At 46.9% G+C, this 18,099-nt stretch carries 16 protein-coding genes and 1 pseudogene; 3 read left to right on the top strand and 14 right to left on the bottom strand.

Annotation, left to right across the window (positions count from 1 at the left end; translation table 11 throughout):
* Positions 1-106: 106 nt before the first annotated feature.
* Both RS891_RS07640 and RS891_RS07635 read right to left on the bottom strand, forming a co-directional pair.
* Positions 107-901 (bottom strand): protein NO VEIN domain-containing protein, encoded by a 795-nt coding sequence (locus tag RS891_RS07640; RefSeq protein WP_315794951.1) that lies wholly within the window; start codon positions 899-901, stop codon positions 107-109.
* A 187-nt stretch (positions 902-1,088) separates the two neighbouring features.
* Complete coding sequence (locus RS891_RS07635; protein ID WP_056699258.1) at positions 1,089-1,313, bottom strand: helix-turn-helix domain-containing protein; 225 nt, start codon at positions 1,311-1,313, stop codon at positions 1,089-1,091.
* A gap of 153 nt (positions 1,314-1,466) precedes the next feature.
* On the opposite strand from RS891_RS07635, the gene RS891_RS07630 reads away from it, so the two are divergent.
* Positions 1,467-1,754: a DUF6809 family protein gene (locus tag RS891_RS07630; protein ID WP_315794950.1), complete on the top strand. Its 288-nt coding sequence runs from the start codon at positions 1,467-1,469 to the stop codon at positions 1,752-1,754.
* Between the two features lie 171 nt (positions 1,755-1,925).
* Here the strand turns inward: RS891_RS07630 and RS891_RS07625 are convergent, their stop codons facing one another.
* The 7 genes and pseudogenes from RS891_RS07625 to RS891_RS07595 all read right to left on the bottom strand — a co-directional run.
* A complete protein-coding gene (locus RS891_RS07625) occupies positions 1,926-2,444 on the bottom strand; it encodes a hypothetical protein (protein ID WP_315794949.1) in 519 nt (172 codons plus the stop codon).
* Positions 2,445-2,572: 128 nt separating this feature from the next.
* Positions 2,573-3,181: a hypothetical protein gene (locus tag RS891_RS07620; protein WP_315794948.1), complete on the bottom strand. Its 609-nt coding sequence runs from the start codon at positions 3,179-3,181 to the stop codon at positions 2,573-2,575.
* A 230-nt stretch (positions 3,182-3,411) separates the two neighbouring features.
* The gene (locus tag RS891_RS07615; RefSeq protein ID WP_315794947.1) at positions 3,412-4,092 is read right to left on the bottom strand and encodes an Abi-alpha family protein; all 681 of its coding nucleotides are present in this window, start codon (positions 4,090-4,092) and stop codon (positions 3,412-3,414) included.
* Positions 4,093-4,278: 186 nt separating this feature from the next.
* Positions 4,279-5,397 carry a site-specific tyrosine recombinase/integron integrase gene (gene xerA / locus RS891_RS07610; protein WP_315794946.1) on the bottom strand — a complete coding sequence of 373 codons (1,119 nt, stop codon included), beginning with the start codon at positions 5,395-5,397 and terminating at the stop codon, positions 4,279-4,281.
* A gap of 316 nt (positions 5,398-5,713) precedes the next feature.
* Complete coding sequence (locus tag RS891_RS07605; RefSeq protein ID WP_315794945.1) at positions 5,714-7,750, bottom strand: B12-binding domain-containing radical SAM protein; 2,037 nt, start codon at positions 7,748-7,750, stop codon at positions 5,714-5,716.
* A gap of 569 nt (positions 7,751-8,319) precedes the next feature.
* Positions 8,320-10,200, bottom strand: a complete 1,881-nt coding sequence (gene recQ, locus RS891_RS07600; RefSeq protein ID WP_099855197.1) for a DNA helicase RecQ — start codon at positions 10,198-10,200, stop codon at positions 8,320-8,322.
* A 350-nt stretch (positions 10,201-10,550) separates the two neighbouring features.
* Positions 10,551-10,871, bottom strand: a pseudogene (locus RS891_RS07595) (Rpn family recombination-promoting nuclease/putative transposase); the annotation flags it as partial.
* Between the two features lie 177 nt (positions 10,872-11,048).
* On the opposite strand from RS891_RS07595, the gene RS891_RS07590 reads away from it, so the two are divergent.
* Positions 11,049-11,570: a DUF5412 family protein gene (locus tag RS891_RS07590; RefSeq protein WP_315794944.1), complete on the top strand. Its 522-nt coding sequence runs from the start codon at positions 11,049-11,051 to the stop codon at positions 11,568-11,570.
* An 80-nt stretch (positions 11,571-11,650) separates the two neighbouring features.
* Here the strand turns inward: RS891_RS07590 and RS891_RS07585 are convergent, their stop codons facing one another.
* From RS891_RS07585 to RS891_RS07565, 5 genes are all read right to left on the bottom strand, one after another.
* The gene (locus RS891_RS07585; protein WP_315794943.1) at positions 11,651-12,769 is read right to left on the bottom strand and encodes a glycosyltransferase; all 1,119 of its coding nucleotides are present in this window, start codon (positions 12,767-12,769) and stop codon (positions 11,651-11,653) included.
* Between the two features lie 140 nt (positions 12,770-12,909).
* Entirely contained in the window at positions 12,910-13,668 is a 759-nt protein-coding gene (locus RS891_RS07580; RefSeq protein ID WP_113051411.1) for a class I SAM-dependent methyltransferase, read from the bottom strand.
* A complete protein-coding gene (locus RS891_RS07575; protein WP_315796223.1) occupies positions 13,655-15,241 on the bottom strand; it encodes a nucleotide sugar dehydrogenase in 1,587 nt (528 codons plus the stop codon). Before RS891_RS07575 ends, RS891_RS07580 begins: the two co-directional genes overlap by 14 nt.
* A gap of 25 nt (positions 15,242-15,266) precedes the next feature.
* Positions 15,267-16,256 (bottom strand): polysaccharide biosynthesis protein, encoded by a 990-nt coding sequence (locus tag RS891_RS07570; RefSeq protein ID WP_113051410.1) that lies wholly within the window; start codon positions 16,254-16,256, stop codon positions 15,267-15,269.
* Positions 16,257-16,273: 17 nt separating this feature from the next.
* Positions 16,274-16,963, bottom strand: a complete 690-nt coding sequence (locus tag RS891_RS07565) for a glycosyltransferase (RefSeq protein ID WP_315794942.1) — start codon at positions 16,961-16,963, stop codon at positions 16,274-16,276.
* A gap of 355 nt (positions 16,964-17,318) precedes the next feature.
* On the opposite strand from RS891_RS07565, the gene RS891_RS07560 reads away from it, so the two are divergent.
* The gene (locus RS891_RS07560) at positions 17,319-18,029 is read left to right on the top strand and encodes a GT-D fold domain-containing glycosyltransferase (RefSeq protein WP_315794941.1); all 711 of its coding nucleotides are present in this window, start codon (positions 17,319-17,321) and stop codon (positions 18,027-18,029) included.
* Positions 18,030-18,099 lie beyond the last annotated feature (70 nt).

Here is an 18,099-nt window from a genome sequence, read left to right as displayed (position 1 = left end):
ACTTAACGTTCCTGTATTCACGACCCGACGCATGTCGGGTGTCTGGCGTATGCCAGAACAAGGCCGCATGCCCGCAGCGTGAATATTATGTTATGTGCTGTTGCTTCTACTTACTTTTATGTAAGTGACTTAGAGAACCTCTCCATTTAATAGGCAATAATTCAATAAGATTTGAATCCAAAAGATTACTAACATCATTTAGTTCAATTATTTTTTTGTATGTTTTTTTAGATAAATCAATTCCTCTTACAAGATATAAACAATAACCATTTTTTAATTCTTTTGATTTATTAATCTCGTTTAAAGATATATAAAAATCCGACTCATCTGTAGTACTACTTTTTACTTCAATATATTTTTCATTCCCTTGTTCATCAAAAGACATTATGTCAAAACCAGCTCTACAATCTGATCCGGAAATAATCTTCACTTTTTCACACAAATCACTCATTCCTAATGTATTCAATTTTTCTATTTCATAATTTTTAACAATTTCTTCTCCAAAATCACCAATAGCCTTTTGTATTTTGAGTATCTCCTCTAATGCTTTCTGTGTCATTTTATCTACGGTCAATTCATTTTCTATAACGCTCTCATTATTGAGGTCAAGTATTTTAGTATAAGCTAACTCGGTTAGCTGCCATGTCCCTTTTTCTTCTTTTGATGGTTTTTTAATTAGTCCTTTTTGAACTAATTGGAGCCTGGCATATTGAACATCATTTTTCCATTTGTTTCTACCATCATTTTGCTTTAACCTTTTCATTTCTTCTGTCAAATTAAAATAAGTAGCTAAGGTATCGTATAAATTTTTAGGTTTTTCCATTCCTCCTCTCGCATGAAGCTCAAGTAGCAAAGGCCTATGAATTTGTCTTTGAGTTGGATATACTGAATTATTGTTCATTTTTCTGCTCCTTAAAATATATTTTTATGCAATTGCACATAACGTTTCTGTATTCACGATGTTCGACGTAGTCGGATGTGTCTGCTGAAACGCTTCCACAAAATTCATCCAGCAGACCAAGGCTCCAAAGGAGCCGCAGCGTTAATATTATGTTATACGACGGAATCACTTCTCGAATATAACTTCACTATTTTTCTTCTTCAGGTACGTATTCAATCAATTCAGATAATTTACAATTAAATGTATCGCATAGCTTGAATAAGGTTTCCAGCTTTGTTGTTTCTATATTAGTTTCCCTATAGAGCTTATTGATCGAATTCCGACTTAAGCCCGATTTTGCCATCAATTCTGTTATATCATCTATTCGATGTTCTGCCATGAGTTCTCGTATATTGCACTTGATTACGTTCATCTTTTCCCCTCCATAGTTCTATCTTATCTCCCTCATTAGTAATCATCAACGAAAAGCGAAATTTTAACTCTACAAAGTCAAATATTCACCTTGTAATTAACTTTATAAGGTTATATAATAACTCTATAGAGTTAATTAAGGGAGGAATATTATATGATTAATACATTAGAATTGCTAACAGAACCGCTGATAAGAATACGTCTAGAATTACTCTATACTGAACTTGTGAAATGCCATACGGAATATAATCAACTTTCTACTGAGACAGATCAATACTTTAAAACACTTCGCGATGCTTTGCCTGATCAACTTCAAAATACAGTTTTCCTTTACGAAGACGCTCAAATTTCTCTTCAATCCATCTTAGAAAGAAGTATCTACATACAAGGTTTCAAAGACGCTCTACAACTTTTTGGTGAATTGAAAAACTCTAGCATTTAGAGGATCATATGATCCTCTTTTCTATTCTTTTTGATTCTGTCGTATAACGTTCCTGTATTCGCAATGCGGGGGTGTACAGCTACACCAACTTCCTAGAAATCCATCTGCCGGAACGCGACTTATCCGAAGTGTGAATGTACTGTTGTATGTCGGTTCCTTGAGTTAATTGTTTTAGACTTCTCTGTTTAAGAATAACTCCATCATCTCTACTTCTTTAAGAAAATGAGCTTCTATATTCTTCTCGTGCTTTTCATACTCATCTAGATAGTTTAGCACACCTTCAAGCATTCCAATTCTTATTAGAACAGACATATCACTAAACGAATCCTCTTCTTCTAATAAAGTTCTTCTTAGCTTCTCCAGTTCCATTTTCCTTTCAACTAGTTCTCGAAATCCTTTTAAGGATTTATCTTTATTATGTGTAAATTTTCTTCGTAGATTTATGTTTTCCAATTGCTCTTTATATTCACTAATGCTTTCAATCCTCTTCTTTACAGCATGATCATATCTTAATTGATCAGGACCAAAACGAAATTGGGTTCTCCAAGCAACAAATGTTTTTTCAGGCACGTCTAATATTTTTGCTCCATCCCATTTATCTAATCTTCTATCCACACACAATTCATACATTATTTCTTTTAGGGACTTACCATACTTAGCTTCTACTAGCTCTTTGTATTCTTTATTCATAACAAGTTCCCTCCTTAATTTCTATCATCGCGCTGTCATATAACGTTCCTGTATTTACGACTCAGCCCATGCTGAGTGTCCTACTAAATGTTCAACCAAGGGAGTACGCCCTCAGCGAGAATATTATGTTATACGGAGTCATCTTCTCGAGAAACATGCACTAATGTCCAAGCATTTCTCGAAAGAGCACTATCGATAGCTATGATATTTATTAAGTTATATATCTCCAACGGGGCAGAATATAATTGCATGAATTTATTAACTTTGACAGGCAAGAAATTCTTGGTCGAGGCGTGCCATGACCACATATTTCTATCTTTAAATTCTTTCATAATATTCAATTTAGTTTCGTAGATAAATCTATACGAGTTTCCTCTCCATTCTTCTGGGAGATGAGTTAATATTTCATTCAATCCAGCAGCAATCCAAATCAGAGCTTGTTTTTCATTATTTTCTTTGTTTTCCCATAACATTTCAGCTGTTCGGTTAAAACTTACTACCGTATCCCAATCAGCACCTAGGATACCTCTGTCATTTAACTTTTTTGTTCTATATTCAATTTCATTAGTCGGCCACCAATCTATTATTCCAGTTCCAATGTTAAGATTAGGATTCGATTGTGATTGTATTTGAACTTGTTTGAAGAGCGGATCTTTAATAGATTTATAGCTATAATTCTCAACAAAATATTTCCAAGACGAGTAGACTTCTGTCCATGAAAAATTTCCAGAATTCATTTTTGATCTCCCTTTTGTAAAATGCTTTTTCTATGAGATTCTGTCGTATAACGTTCTTGTATTCACGACGTCCATTCCCCTTAGATAGCTCTTATCTTAGGGGAATGGATGTGTCCGGCTGGATTCACCCACATCTCTTCCACCTCGGTCTGGACCGAGGGCGCATGCCCGAAGCGTGAATGTGGTGTTAGGCGATCTTACTGTCATCAATGAACCAGCTTTAATACTAATCACTTTGTTCTACATGATTTAATAAAATCTTTCCCTAATACAGTGAAAGAGTATGTTGTTTTCTCGTATAAAATCAATCCTAGTTTCTCCTGTTCCTCTCCCATCTTTGAAATGATCTCATATAATTTGTCTGGCAATTCTGAATTCCAAAGTTTTAATCTCAGAAAATTATCTACACAAATTAATAAATCTTTCTCAGTAATATTAAATTCTCTATAGGTTCGCTTCTTAACGTGTCTCAAAGGAAAATCAAAATCTATATAAGCATCATATAAATAATCTAATATTTTTGCCTCAAGTGGGGTTAATTGTTTAAGTATATCTAGATAGCTTGGTCTTACTGTATATCCCTCATCCTTACTAGCATTAATTAACAAGGCTGTCCACTTCTTTGAAAGTGTTTCATCTTCTTCAAGAGATCCTTGTTCTAATAACGGTACTAAAATCTGCATGGGTATCTTTTTAGGTTGTATTCCATTGGAAGTAAAATATTCTCTTGCTTTTATTAATAAATTCACTTGATTTTTCACTCTTAAATAACGGATATTATCAAATACAATATTGCCTACTTCCCTTAATGGTTGTCCAACTAATTCTCCCAAAAAACCAACAGCTTTTGTTTTGAGTTCATCAGGTATTCCATCAATAAGTTCATCAAACTTTTCTAATTCATTTGACATGCTGTTTATTCCCCTTTGTATTGTATTTTCGTCTTTTAAATAATACGGTAATTTCGCCTAACATCTAATTTATGTACTTCGTAAATACCACACATCCTGCATGATATGAGAACTACGTATATGATAACCTATGGTGTAGTATTTGCGAAGAAGAATTTGATGAAAAAGGTAGATATATTGAAGCACTTAATCTCCCAAATCCAAACGATCCAATGGGCTCTGAAAAAGCTGAATATTCTTCGTACTCACATGCGTATATCGCTGGGTTGTTTGTGCACTCGTGTGACCAAGCAGCTCCTGGATATAGCGCAGGTCTGTTCCGTTTTCCAGCAAATGTGTAGCGAAAGAGTGTCGTAAGACATGAATACTAACCTTTTTGTCAATACCTGCGCGTTGTCTGGCTTCTTCAAAAACCTTTTGCACGCTACGCTCTGTCAGATGCCGATCCGAAGATTGTCCCGGAAACAACCAACGTTGGGGTCTATACTCCTTTATGTATTCCTGTACAATTTCCCAAGCAATATTGGAGAGTAGCGTTCTTCTATCCTTCTGTCCTTTTCCCTGCCTTACAATAAGGGTCTGACGCTCAATATCCAAATCGCTGCATCGAAGACGAACGACTTCACCTACACGAAGACCAGACGAATACGTGAGAAACAGAATCGTTTTATGCTTGAGATTAGTTACGGATGTGAGTAATTGGGCAACTTCTCTTTCAGACAAAACTTGCGGCAGCTTGGTCTGCTTCTTGGGGCGAATATACTGGATTTCGGTAGGGTGATGGAGTACATGTTTGCAATAAAAGCGGAGCGCGCTAATCGTCTGATTCACGCTTGAATGGGAGATCCCTCGCTCAAGCAAACCTAAACAATACGTCTGAACATTGGAAGTAGTCACATCGGTATCTTTAAAGGCACGGCTACTCAGAAAACGTTCGACCTGATTACAATACGCTTTAATCGTTTTGCGGCTGTATCCTCGTAACTTTAGTGCCTTTTGCAATGATTCTTTGCTCCATGAGTTATTGTTTCCTCTACTCGCTTTCCAGCACTGTAGATCTTCGCTCTCAATCCATAACTCTGGGGTAATATGAACATCATTTGGATCGAACTGGCTTATGAACTCCTGTACTGCATCAATAGTGTAAGGGATGATCCACACTTTCAGTTGGGGCTCCCAACGTCTGCCCGTAATCTGGCGAATACACTGAATATATCCGAGGTTGTATGGGATGCGAATGTGCAGTGAATCAGTGGAACCTACTGTTATAGTTATCGTTTCCTTGGTTGTAGCCTTATTAGTCATCTGAAGCTCTCCTTTGCTTGAAGTTGTTATACCTGAAAAACAAAAAGGAAGGCCCTTCTTCATCCACTAGGGAATCAGACGACCTTCCGATGCTTTCGGATCATATATGCTCTGATAAAAGGTGAAGCGGAGCGCGGCTTGTGCAGTGGAAAGCCGCGTCAGGGTGAGGTGCTGCGCCCAATGGGCAGCACCTCACGGGATTGCACCGCGTCCATAACCGCGGTGCTCAACGTTGTAGCACCAGAACGGCAAAGCCATGGTGCTTCCATCACTGCATGCAGCCATCGGCCATGCAGCTCCCCAATGCCGCTGCAACCTACATGGCAGCGGCTTCTTCTCCCAGCGGCAGCGTGTAATACTGCGCCTGCTGCCCTTCATGCTGCTGGTATACTACGACCAGCAGCGTCCGGCCTTTCGCGGCAAGCGGGCTGGCGCCAGCTAGCACACGCTCAAGCCGGAACGGAAGCACATCCAATACGGTGTGCTTCTGCAGTTCCTTTTCGCCGAGACCGAGGTCGGCGAAAGCACGGGCTTCCATGACCGTCTGTGCGGTCATGGCCGAGGTCATCGGCAACGCACGCGAAGCGTTGCCGTCCACCCCGTCCGCCGCTCCATCCGCGGCGGACCCTGTTGCGTCGCCCGAAGGGAGCGACGCTGCGCCATCGCTGCCGATTACACCCGCCGCATCTGCGGCAGAGTTTTCCCCGGCAGCAGCCGAACTTGCTCCGGCGGCACTCGTACTCGTGCCGCTGCTTTCCAACCATGCCGTGCCTGCGGCACCGGCAACGCGTGGAAGGCGAACGTCTTCCGGACGTTCAGCCAACGTTTTCATATAACCCGCCCACTGGTCTTTCTGGAGCGGATCTTCCCACCAGATTTTGCGTGGTTTGTATTTGTGACCGAGGAAATAATCGAGCTTCATCAGGCCAAGCACAACATCCATGTGCGGTGTGTTGCGCGACTCCAGGAAGCTGTGCAGACGGGTGAACAGATCCTCCAGCTGGTGACCGATTTTCTGCCAGCCCTGACCCTCCCAGTAATCCCCGAACGCCTGGAAGAAATCAAATGGCGAATCGAACTCCTGCTCCATCAGATACTTCAGCGTATGGTCCATTCGGTGTGCGTTCCAGTATTTCTCCAGCACATCCTCCAGTCGCTTCAGGCGCACGATGTCGCTGAACGGCAGCACGTCACTGCCCAAAATCTCATACGGCGCGTGATCCATATACGTGTAGTTATACTTCTCCGCATCCAGACGCAGACCGGTACCACGCAGCATTTTAAGGAATCCGAGTTGAAGCTCTTCCGGTCCCAGGGCAAATACATCGTTAAACGTCTTGCGGAACGTATTGTAATCTTCCTCTGGCAGTCCGGCGATGAGATCCAGATGCTGATCGATTTTGCCGCTGGCTTTCACCTTGTTCACGGTACGACTCAGCTTCGAGAAGTTCTGGCGGCGTTTCACCAGTTCATTGGTCGGATCATTGGTAGACTGAACCCCAATTTCGAACCGGAATGTGCCCGGCGGCGCATTCTCTGCCAGATAGTCCAGTACCTCGGGACGCATGATGTCCGCTGTAATTTCAAACTGGAACACCGTCCCCTGATGATTCTCGATCAGGAATTTGAACATTTCGAGCGCATAATCCCGCTTGATGTTAAAGGTCCGGTCCACAAACTTGATCAGCTTCGCACCCTTCTCAATCAGGTACAGAATGTCCGACTTTGTCCGCTCAATATCGTAATACCGCACGCCGACCTCAATACTGGACAGACAGAACTGACAACTGAACGGACAGCCACGGCTGGTCTCAAAATAAACAACACGTTTCCCAAGCTCCGGGATATCCTCTGCAAAACGGTGCGGTGACGGCAGATTGTTCAGATCCGCTTTTGGCCGTCCTGGCATGAGAATGACTTCTTCCCCTTTGCGATACGCCAGTCCATAGACAAAGTGGAATTTCTTGCTTCCTTCCAGCTCCGTCAAGAGTTGATGCAGCGTCTCTTCCCCTTCACCCATCACGATGAAATCGACATTGGGAATCCGGTTCATCCAATATTCCGTGTCGTAGGACACTTCCGGACCGCCCAGCAAAATTTTGACCTCAGGCATAACCTTTTTCAAAATATCAATGACCTTGATCGTCTCTTCAATGTTCCAGATGTAACACGAGAACCCAATTACGTCCGCACCGCGCTGGTACAGATCAGACACAATATTCATCACCGGGTCCTTGATCGTATACTCGGCCAGCTCAATATCAAAATCCTTCTCACTGTACGCCTTCAAACACCGCAAAGCCAGCGAGGTATGGATGTACTTTGCATTTAATGTAGAAAGAATAACCTTCATGGTTCACAACCTTTGCCTGGACACCCAGACCATATTTTTGGTAAAAGGAAAGCTGCGCAGCCATCCATCCGGCCCCGGACGCTGTTCATGCAAACCTCTTTTGATAGCCATTCCATGTCACATGGACATATCCAACTTTTGTCTTTCAAAGAGTGGACACTCTTTTGAAAAAGACATATGCGCCCCATCACAACAAAAACGCAACATACAGTACACACTAAATACATTATTTCCACATGTTGTATTCGATATGGTCAGCCATTACCAACGCCAATGTCCACCCTTTGAAAGACAATCCGCTTTCTTTTGTCCACAACACAGAGACATTACATTCAATTTCAATTTGTAAAAGACCTCATTCGCGTTTCATCCACAATTTGTTATCCACATCTTACTGGCTTGAGGCTCTAGCCTCGAACCTGTACAGAACGCTTCCCCCGTATCATGGACAAACCATCGGTCTCTCACTAATGCATACATAGCATCTTTTCGAATATTTAAGCTTTACGCACTTGAACTTCAATTATTGGAAAGCGCGAATTCAACAATTCACTATTCAGATTCCACACTCACTCATACTCGTAAAACGCATCATCATCCGTATCCACGTCTTCGCCCGTTTGCTTCTGGAAAAACTCAAGGAAAGGCAGCCCATACTTGCGGTACTTGACCTCACCGACCCCTTTAATATCCAGCATGTCACGTTCCGTCTGTGGACATACCACACTCATCTCGCGCAAGGTCGCATCATTGAAAATAATGTACGACGGCACATGTTCTTTCGCCGCCAGATCACGACGGATCAGACGCAGCTGCTCAAATACCGTCTCGTTAACCGCAGATGGCATCGCGTCGCGTCCGCGACGTCCGCCATAGTTCGTACCCGAAGCCGTCGCCGCCGTCTTGCGCACCACCCGCTGCATCACTTCACGCTGGCCTTTGAGCACTTCCACCGCCAGTGGCTGCAAACGAACGACCGGATACTGCCCCTCGGAAAGCATCAGGTAGCCTTCCGATACCATCACGTTAATGATCTCGGCGATCTCACGTTCCGTGCGATTACCCATCACGCCGTAGGTTGGCAGGGAGTTGAAGCCGTAATCAAGTACTTTTTTGGCACGGGAGCCTTTGAGCACCGAAGCGACCAGTGATACACCATACCGTTCACGCATGCGGTGAATGCAGCTGAATATTTTCTGCGCATCAATCGTCATATCCACCAGCTCACGGTCGTCCGTACATGAACTGCAAATGCCGCACGGCTTGTCCTCATGCACCTCACCGAAATAATCCAGCTGTGCACTGCGCAGACAGCGCGTCGTGTAACAGTAATCCACCATCTGTTGCAGCTTCCGGTAATCGTTCTGCTTGCGGTCACCCTCCATCGGGTTCTGCTCGATCAGAAACTTCTGGGTGATAATGTCCTGTGCCCCGAATAACAAAATGCACTGGCTCGGCTCTCCATCCCGTCCCGCACGACCGGCTTCCTGCACATAGGCTTCCATGTTTTTCGGCATGCTGTTATGAATAACGTAACGTACGTTCGATTTATCAATTCCCATCCCGAACGCATTGGTCGCCACCATCACCCGGATATCATCGTACAAAAAAGCTTCCTGGCTCTGGGCCCGTTCATCGTCCGTCATCCCGGCATGATAGCGTCCTGCTGGCAATCCCGCCTGCAGCAAACGCTGATGCAGATCGTCCACGTCCTTACGGGTCGCGGCGTACACAATACCCGGCTCGCTGGCGTGCTCGCGCGCGTAATTCAGGACAAAGTCTTTTTTGCTCTCGCCGCGCAGCACGCTGAACGCCAGATTATCCCGCCCAAGTCCGGTCACATACGTCTGCGGGTCCTGCAAACGCAGCAGCCGCAGAATATCGCCCATAACCTCGGGCGTCGCTGTAGCCGTAAAGGCCGCAACCACCGGCCGCTCCGGCAAACTGTCCACAAACGGCGCTACCGCCAGGTAGCTTGTCCGAAAATCATGCCCCCACTGCGACACACAGTGGGCCTCATCCACAGCAACGCACGAGATTGGCAAATAGCCCATCTCCTCGCGGAACCAATCCAGCTCCAGTCGCTCAGGCGCGACATAGAGCAGCTTCAGCTCACCGCGCTGCGCCGCGCGGATGCGATCATTCACTTCTTTGCCGCTGAGCGTACTATTAATATAGGCGGCTGCAATACCAGCCGTGGTCAAGGCATCGACCTGGTCCTTCATAAGCGATATCAACGGGGAGACGACAAGCGTCAATCCCGAATATAACAAAGCGGGGATCTGATAACAGATCGATTTCCCGCCCCCGGTTGGCATAATGCCCAGTGTATCTTCACGTTCGAGCAGGCTGGCTACGATCTTTTTCTGTCCCTCACGGAAGTCGGGGTAGCCATAATATTTTTGCAGGAGACCCTGCGCTTCTTCTAATGTAGGTGTTTGCACACTCATGTAAAGACTCCTTACTTATCACCGGTGTTCTTCCACCAGCTTGGTCCGATCCGATTCTGACATCCGAAAGCGGCTTATACCGCATCCTTGACAACAAAATGGCGTTCTCATGACTTGTCCGTCAAGCAAACGCCGCTCCCTTTAGTTTAACGGCCCAGCCCCGAATGAGCAACCGCGTTTTACTGTAAAACGATCTTTGGCAAATGTGTAACAACGGCATCACCTAAGTGATCGGAAAGAAAGCAAGTAGAATCAGGTGTGATTGAGCATTCCAGTAAATTAAAAAAACAACCGCCTGCCCTTTTGGGGACAAGACGATTGTTTGGATTTAAAGTTCATTTGCTAATCTTTTAGCGCTCAACCTCAGATTCCGTTAGACCACTCGTTTTGGCAATGATTGAAACTTCAATGCCGAATGAAAGCATATTTTTAGCTATTTCAATCGCCTTTCTTTTTTCACCTTCCGCTAATCCCTTTTCCGTAGCCCATTCAATCATCGAGGCTTCATCGTGCAAATACTTCTGCCGTTCTTCATACAAGCGACGCGCCTCACGATCTTGACTCAGAAACTCCAGCGTATCCATCGCTTTCTTCAATGTAGGTTCATTCATTTGCAGCACCTCCCAGTTAGATTTGTCAGCACCCTTCAGGAACAAAAGCCAGTTAATCAAAGCTTTACAAATTATTCTACTTTAAATAAGATCAAATTCCCCATTACAACTAGAATTATTCCACTTATTTGTTATTAATTTCAATCATCAATATGATATCATCAATGAATGATTTACTATAGAAAAGATCCTAAATACATATCAAATTCGCACCTCATAAAGGAGGTTGAACTTATTATGAAACAACATGCACATGCTATTGACTCTTCAAACATCTCACCACCAAAATCGTGGATACGCCGACACCCGATATTCACCACATTTTCGATATTGATTTTTGTCCTGTTTGCCGCTGTATTCCTGTATTTCTGGCTTCGCCCTTACTTCTCCACGTTTGATCGTTCCAAACAAGGAGATTTGAGCTACTCCATGCCTTCACGGAACGGAGAATATACCGCCGAGATTTACGGTGTGCCTTATGGTGGTGCAGCTGGCGGAGTCACAATCTGGGTCGATGTGAAGAAAACGAACGCTCTTAATGATTCCATCGTAAAAAACATATATCGCGCCGAGTACCATGGACATAACCATTTGGAATGGAAAAGTGAAAATACCCTCCGAATCGAAAACTGGAATGAGTATGTAGATGAAACCATTACGCTAAACATCGATGAAGAAATCTATGACGGCCGGGGCTGGGCATGCCAAAGCCTGCGCATGAAGGACCAGTACGTTCGATGCCTGGCACCCGAAAAATAAAAACACAAATAAGCAGCCCCGCTCGCCGACTCTCATGGCAAGCGGGGCTGCTCTTCTTCCACCTCTAGATCAGATCAACACTACTCTTTCTCTTTCTCTTCCAAGCCGCTGTTCCCCTTACTCACCACCGCTTCAAGCTTCTGCGAATTGGCGAGCAGGCCGGGGTCATTTGGCAGATACTCCCTTGCTTTGCTGTTATGCAGAAGCGCGTGCTCCCAGTTTCCCATGTGAGCGTAGCAAAGGGAGAGCCGTGCGTGGGGCAGCCATGTGCGGCATGCCGCAGGCATGGGACGAAGACCCGGATCGCGGCTGCTGACATCGAGCGCTTGCATATACCAGTAGATGGCGGAGACCAGCTCCTGCCGCTCCTGGAAACAGGCAGCGATGGCGCAGCAGAAGTCGGCATGCGGCAGGTCGAATTGAAAGGACTGCAGCAGTGCACCCAGCTTCCGGCCCGGCTCGCCAAGCCGCTCATAACATTCCGCCAGTCGTGCGCAGGCGATGAGCCGATCCTCGCGATAACCGCTCGGCTCCAGCAGCAGCTTCTCGTACGTCCGAACCGCCGCCGCATAACGCTGGCGGTCGTAACATTCGCCTGCATAATAGAACAGCAGGCGTCCCTGGGCTGCGCCCTCTTCGGCGATCCATTTGCGCAGGATGCGCACGTTTCGCGCCGAATGATGACCCGCTTCGCGGCGGTGCGTGACGGCAATATCTGCCGTAATGACACCGCTCCGCGGGAAGCCTAACTGCTCGTGCAGCCGGCCATGCCAGCGGCATCCCGCTTCCCGCTTGACGAGGCGCAACCGTCGGTCCGTCACGAGCGGACTTCCCTCCGGCCCCTCGGCCAGCGTATAGCCCAGGATCACAGCCGCCGTCTCACCGCCGGACGGAAGCTGCTGCTTCAGCCTTTCAAGCTTCGCCCGTTCCGCGGGCAGCATCACATCATCCGCATCCAGCCACAGGATATATTCCTGTGTGGCCAGATCGAATGAATAATTCCGCGCTGCGGCGAAATCATCCTTCCATTCATACGTGTAGACCCGGTCGGTATATTGCGCAGCAATCTCCATGGTACGGTCGGATGAACCGGTATCTACAATCACGATCTCGTCCGCGATGCCGGCGACCGAGTCGAAACAGCGCGCAAGTGTGCATTGTTCGTTCTTCACAATCATACACAGACTGATGGTGATCACGGTTTAAGCCCCTTCCTGTCATACACGCACTTAGTTGTGTTATATCCATGCTTTTTTTCTACTTATCACTTTTCTTCCTTTCTTGCCTTCTCATCCCTGGCCTTCATTCTCATGCTTCAACTTCATCCAACTTCCATCCATTACGCTTCTACATTTCCCGCCCCATTATCCTGAAAACGCAGCCGTTTAACCTGCTCCACCGCACTGTCCAACGCCTTTTTGCGCTGCTTCATGACGCGCAGATGCTGTTGCTCCACCTCGGCAAAATGCACATGATCCAGCTCCATCCATTCTGTCAGCTGATTAAGAGTGGGTGACATATGAAGCTGCGTTTTCCGTCTTTTGCGTGCCACGCAACATAGATATTTATGATGAACTTCCAGCTTCAAGACTTCAAAATACGGCATCAGACACATCGCCAGGTTTCCTGCATAGAACGTTTGCTTGTGATCATAGAACGGATGGTAACCGTACGGAACAGTTACAATCAGGGTTCCTTCCTCTTGCAGCAGCCGATGAATTTGGATCAATAACGTCTCTGGATGGGCAAAATGCTCCAGAACTTCTCCAAGCAGCACGGTGTCAAAGGTGGTCTTTACTTTCCATTGCGTAATGTCCAGCATCCGGAAATTGACATTGCTTCGAACAGGTCTGGACTCTTTGGCGAGCTCTCCCTGTGCATACCGGATACTTTCTTCCTCCAGATCAATACCTGTAACACGAAACCCTTCACGCGCCAGCAAAATGGAAGTGATGCCCTGACTGCATCCGACATCCAGAATTCGTTTGCCTGTTGCTTCGCGGCACATCCAGTGAACACGGGTACGTGTGGCTTCGTGCGATTCCTCCGAATTGATCTCGCCATAATAACGTTCGCTCACTCGGTCATGATTTGCCATGGCTGCCTCCAGAATTTTCGTGCGAGTGTTCGTTGGTTGTTTCGATGGTCGTTTCAATGTGTGCTTTAACATTTGCCTCATTGTCTGACTGGATAGATTCGGTGTGTCCCTGCTTTTCCCCATCCTTCGTCCGAGACACTCGCATGTTTTCGTGAATTTGTATTTCATGTTCTTCCTTGGTGTCCTGCACGACGTTTACTTCCGGTCGAACCGGTTGTCCAAGCACCACGATATTTCCACCAACACATCCGGCTGTGGCATTGCGTGTATCAAAGATCATCCTGGCATGATCCGCCATCTCCTGATAATTGAAGTCCGTATGATCTGTCGTAATCATTACCAGATCCGCCCTGGCCCATAGTTCAGGTGATGCGGGTTGAGCATGAGCAACCGTGCCATCCTCCTTACGAAATACAGGCACCATCGGGTCGGTGAAGACGACGTCTGCCCCTGCTTCACAAAGCAGTCTATAGACATCCAGCGCTGGCGATTCACGCAGATCGTCGATATCTTTTTTGTACGCCATACCCGCCAACACAATTCGAGCTCTCTGCATCGACGAACCGTTCTGTTGGAGCAGCTCTGCGGCACGCTTTACTACTCTTTCCGGCATTTGCCGATTGGTCGCATCCGCTAGCGAAATGAATTGCAGCTCCGATCCCTGACGGCCTGCGGCCCAGGACAGATAGATCGGGTCAATTGGAATGCAGTGTCCACCAATACCCGGACCCGGATAGAACGGCATATAACCGAACGGCTTGGTTGCTGCAGCGTCCAGCACCTCCCAGATGTTCACACCCATTTGCTCACAGGCGGGTGTCAGTTCGTTCACGAGCGCGATGTTCACGCTGCGAAACGTATTTTCGAACAACTTTGCCGTCTCCGCCACTGTCGTTGAACTGACGGGAACGATCTCGTTCAGGAACGAACCGTAGAATGCTTTTCCATAGGATAGACAGGCTGGCGTGGAGCCGCCAATGATCTTCGGTGTATTTTTCACCCCGTAATGCACACTTCCGGGATCTACCCGTTCTGGAGAATAACAGACATGGAACTGCTGCCCTACTTTCCACCCTTTTGCAGCTTCGATTGGCTGCTTCACACGCTCCTCGGTGGTGCCGGGATACGTAGTACTCTCCAAAATGACAAGGCAGTCCTCCTGAAGATAAGGCGTTATCCCATCCACTGCTGCAGCGATAAATGAAATGTCCGGCTGGTGCTCCGCAGTCAAAGGCGTAGGCACACAGATAACAATCACATCCGCCTGCCCTACCGCTGCGAAATCGGTCCCCGCCATCAATAATCCAGCCTGAGCAAGGGATTGCACAACCTTATCTTCAATGCCGATCACGTACGATTTCCCGGCACGCAGCTTAGCCACTTTCGCCCCATCGATGTCAATTCCTTGCACCTGATACCCAGCCTGTGCCATCTCCACCGCCATCGGTAACCCGACATACCCAAGACCAATGACGGCGGCTTTCAGGGAGCGGTTGTTTATGTTTTGAAGCGTGGTACGTTCCTCTGTTTCCTTATTCCCTTCGTTCTTGCTGCCCTCTACCATTCCTTCCACCTCCAAACGGTCCGCCTCCCTTCTATTAATGAATAAAGCCGCCTGCACGTAAAAATTGGGCAATAGCGGAACGGTTCATCATTGCGCTGTCTGAACGATACTCGGAAAAGGTCACGCGAGGCAGCCCATTGTATGGATCTGTCAGGCGCTTGTCCGGTTCCTGTGGCAAAATTACATAATATTGTTCGTCATATTTGTAGGTACGTGGTGCCTCAAAGGGAGAAATGAGTACTTCATGCAATTTTTCGCCTGGTCGAATCCCGGTTACTTTATAGTCGTGAGCCGGACGACCTGCCTGTTCCAGCATGACCGAAGCCAGATCCGTCATTTTGCAGGCCTTCATTTTCATTACAAAAGTCTCGCCGCCCACGGCTGCCTCAGCCGCCTTCAGCAACAAATGAATAGCTTCCGTCCGCGTCAGGAAAAAGCGGGTCATGCCTTTGTCCGTAATGGTCAGGCTCTTGCCTTCATCAATCTGACGACGGAACAACGGAACGACACTGCCGCTGGTCCCGAGCACATTGCCCCCGCGAATACACACAAAACGGGTGGACTCGCTCAGCCCATTGGCACGAATCATCATCTTTTCCCCCAAAGCCTTGGTCATGCCGTACACGTTAATCGGATCTACCGCCTTGTCGGTGGAGACATCAATGACTTTGGCAACCTGCATGTGAATCGCAGCACGAATAATATTTTGCGTGCCGATGACGTTGGTCTTGAACGCTTCATCCGGCTGATCCTCGCATACCGGGACGTGTTTCAGTGCAGCCAGATGGAAAAGAACATCAACCCCGCGACAAGCTTCCTCCACAGCCCGATAGTCGCGAATGTCCCCAATGACAAAACGCAAACGTTCATCATGACCGAAATCCCGCTGCATCGTTATCTGGGCGTACTCATTACGCGAGAGAATCCGAATCTCGGCTGGATTCTGTTCCAGCAGTACCTCGGTCAGCTTTTGCCCCCAGGAGCCCGTGCCTCCGGTGATCAGAATCGTTTGTCCTTTAATCATGGTGAATCCCTCCTTGTTCAAATCATGAATTCGCGTAATACCGCAGCCATCTCTTCCCGGCTCAATCGGTCTTTCGGTGGTACTTTTTTGATGGATGTATTGTTGGAATGCACAATATTCACGTAATTGCGCGGAGCCAGCAGTTCATGCGGCAGCTCAATGACATTGCCATGTGTTCCCCGGCCCGGCAGCTTCACCCGGTATCCCACAGCGTACTCAGCCGTTTTATACAGGTAAACATAGAACTGTGGGGAACGGTGAAACGCTGGAGCCATCTCATGATTCACGCTGTCCCACAAGTATCCATTCTGGTTGATGAGTGCCATCGTTCCGGGCTGCGGCTTCACGTCATAAAGCTGCTGAACAAAGGTCCTGTGATACAGATCGTCCGAATCCAGTCGTGCTATATAGATATCCTCTGCCCCCTCTGCATAAGCCAGGATAGCCCGCACACTTTCGATGGTTGTTCCAAAACGAATATTGGATGGCAGCGGCTCCTGCTCAGCTAAAATCTCTTGCATCAAGTCCCCCGATTCCTTGGACAGCTTCACCACCGTCAGAAAATCCTGATTCGTCTGCGCCTTAAGACAATGAAGGGTGAAAGTACGGAAAATGCTCATTCGCCGCTCCAGCCACTCTCTTGTCAAGCGCTGCGGGTCCATTCCGTAATTGTTGAAATTGATCTCAATAACCACTTTTCTGGACATACCCTTCCTCCTCATCCTTCTGTGAACTTCTTTCAATTCAATCAGACTATTTTCATAGTTTTTACAGCCCTTTCCACGCCAAAAATGCCTCCGTCAGCCCGAAACTGCTATACAGAAGCTCTCTCTCCAATCCAGCCGACTCTATAACGTATGAAAAAATAATAGAACTGGTCCGGACACTTGCACGGGTTCTTGCATAAATCAGCTTTTACATAAGCCCATCAACACTTTCCGGTCTCGAAAGCAGATTGATATATAACCGAAGATGCGCCCTGCGGGTCGAACGCACAAAACGTTGCCGAAGCCGCAACATAGAATAGAGCAATTGAATTTTCAAAGGAGGCCTTATACCACAATGAGTCCAATCTATCTTGAAATGGATGGTGTGCTGGATCAACTTGAAGCGGCCGTGAGGGATAAGCGTCCCTTCTCTCTGGTCCGTGTGGGCGATGGGGAGAATATCGTCATGTCCCAGGAAACAGTCTGGAGTACGGAACAGGTTCTGCAGGAACGATGGGCTATCAAAGCTAATCTGGGGCAAAAAGGACTGCGTCTACCTAATCTGCAGCTTCGGGACGAGGTTGCCGCTTCCTTGCAACGGGCAGATATCGTAGGTGTTCTTCCTCACGGGGACAGTACCATCAAAGCCCCGGAGCATCTCAAAAGACAGCTGACCGATACGGTGTTCGCGCATTTTGGCATCGCTCCGACACTAACTTGCCATGCCTGTGTCAATCGGGAACTCGCTCAGGTGCCCCGCTTCTGGAATATGCTTGCCGGCAAGCGGGTACTGCTCGTTACCCGGGAGATTGAGCAGCTGCGAGCCATGCTCGTTCAGGAGCCCTACCATCTGGATATCACAGCTGCGCTGCCGTTCGACAGCTGGGATCAGATGCAGGAAACGCTGCAATGGATTCAAACGAATCAGGATACCTTCGATGTAGCTCTATTCTCCTGTGGCGTGAACGCGGTTGTTCTTGCGGAACGGACAGCGGCACTTGCAGGCAAAGTCGCCATCGACTTCGGCAAAGCCAACAACATTATTTTGAAAGGCCGCGCCAACTAGTCTGCAAAAGTAGATACTACAACAAAAACCCCGGACTCCTTGGAGCCGGGATTTTGTTCTGCTATTCATA

Origin of the sequence: Paenibacillus sp. BIC5C1, assembly GCF_032399705.1 — a bacterium.
GTDB classification, from domain to species: domain Bacteria; phylum Bacillota; class Bacilli; order Paenibacillales; family Paenibacillaceae; genus Paenibacillus; species Paenibacillus taichungensis_A.
This window is presented reverse-complemented; position numbering and strand designations above follow the sequence as displayed.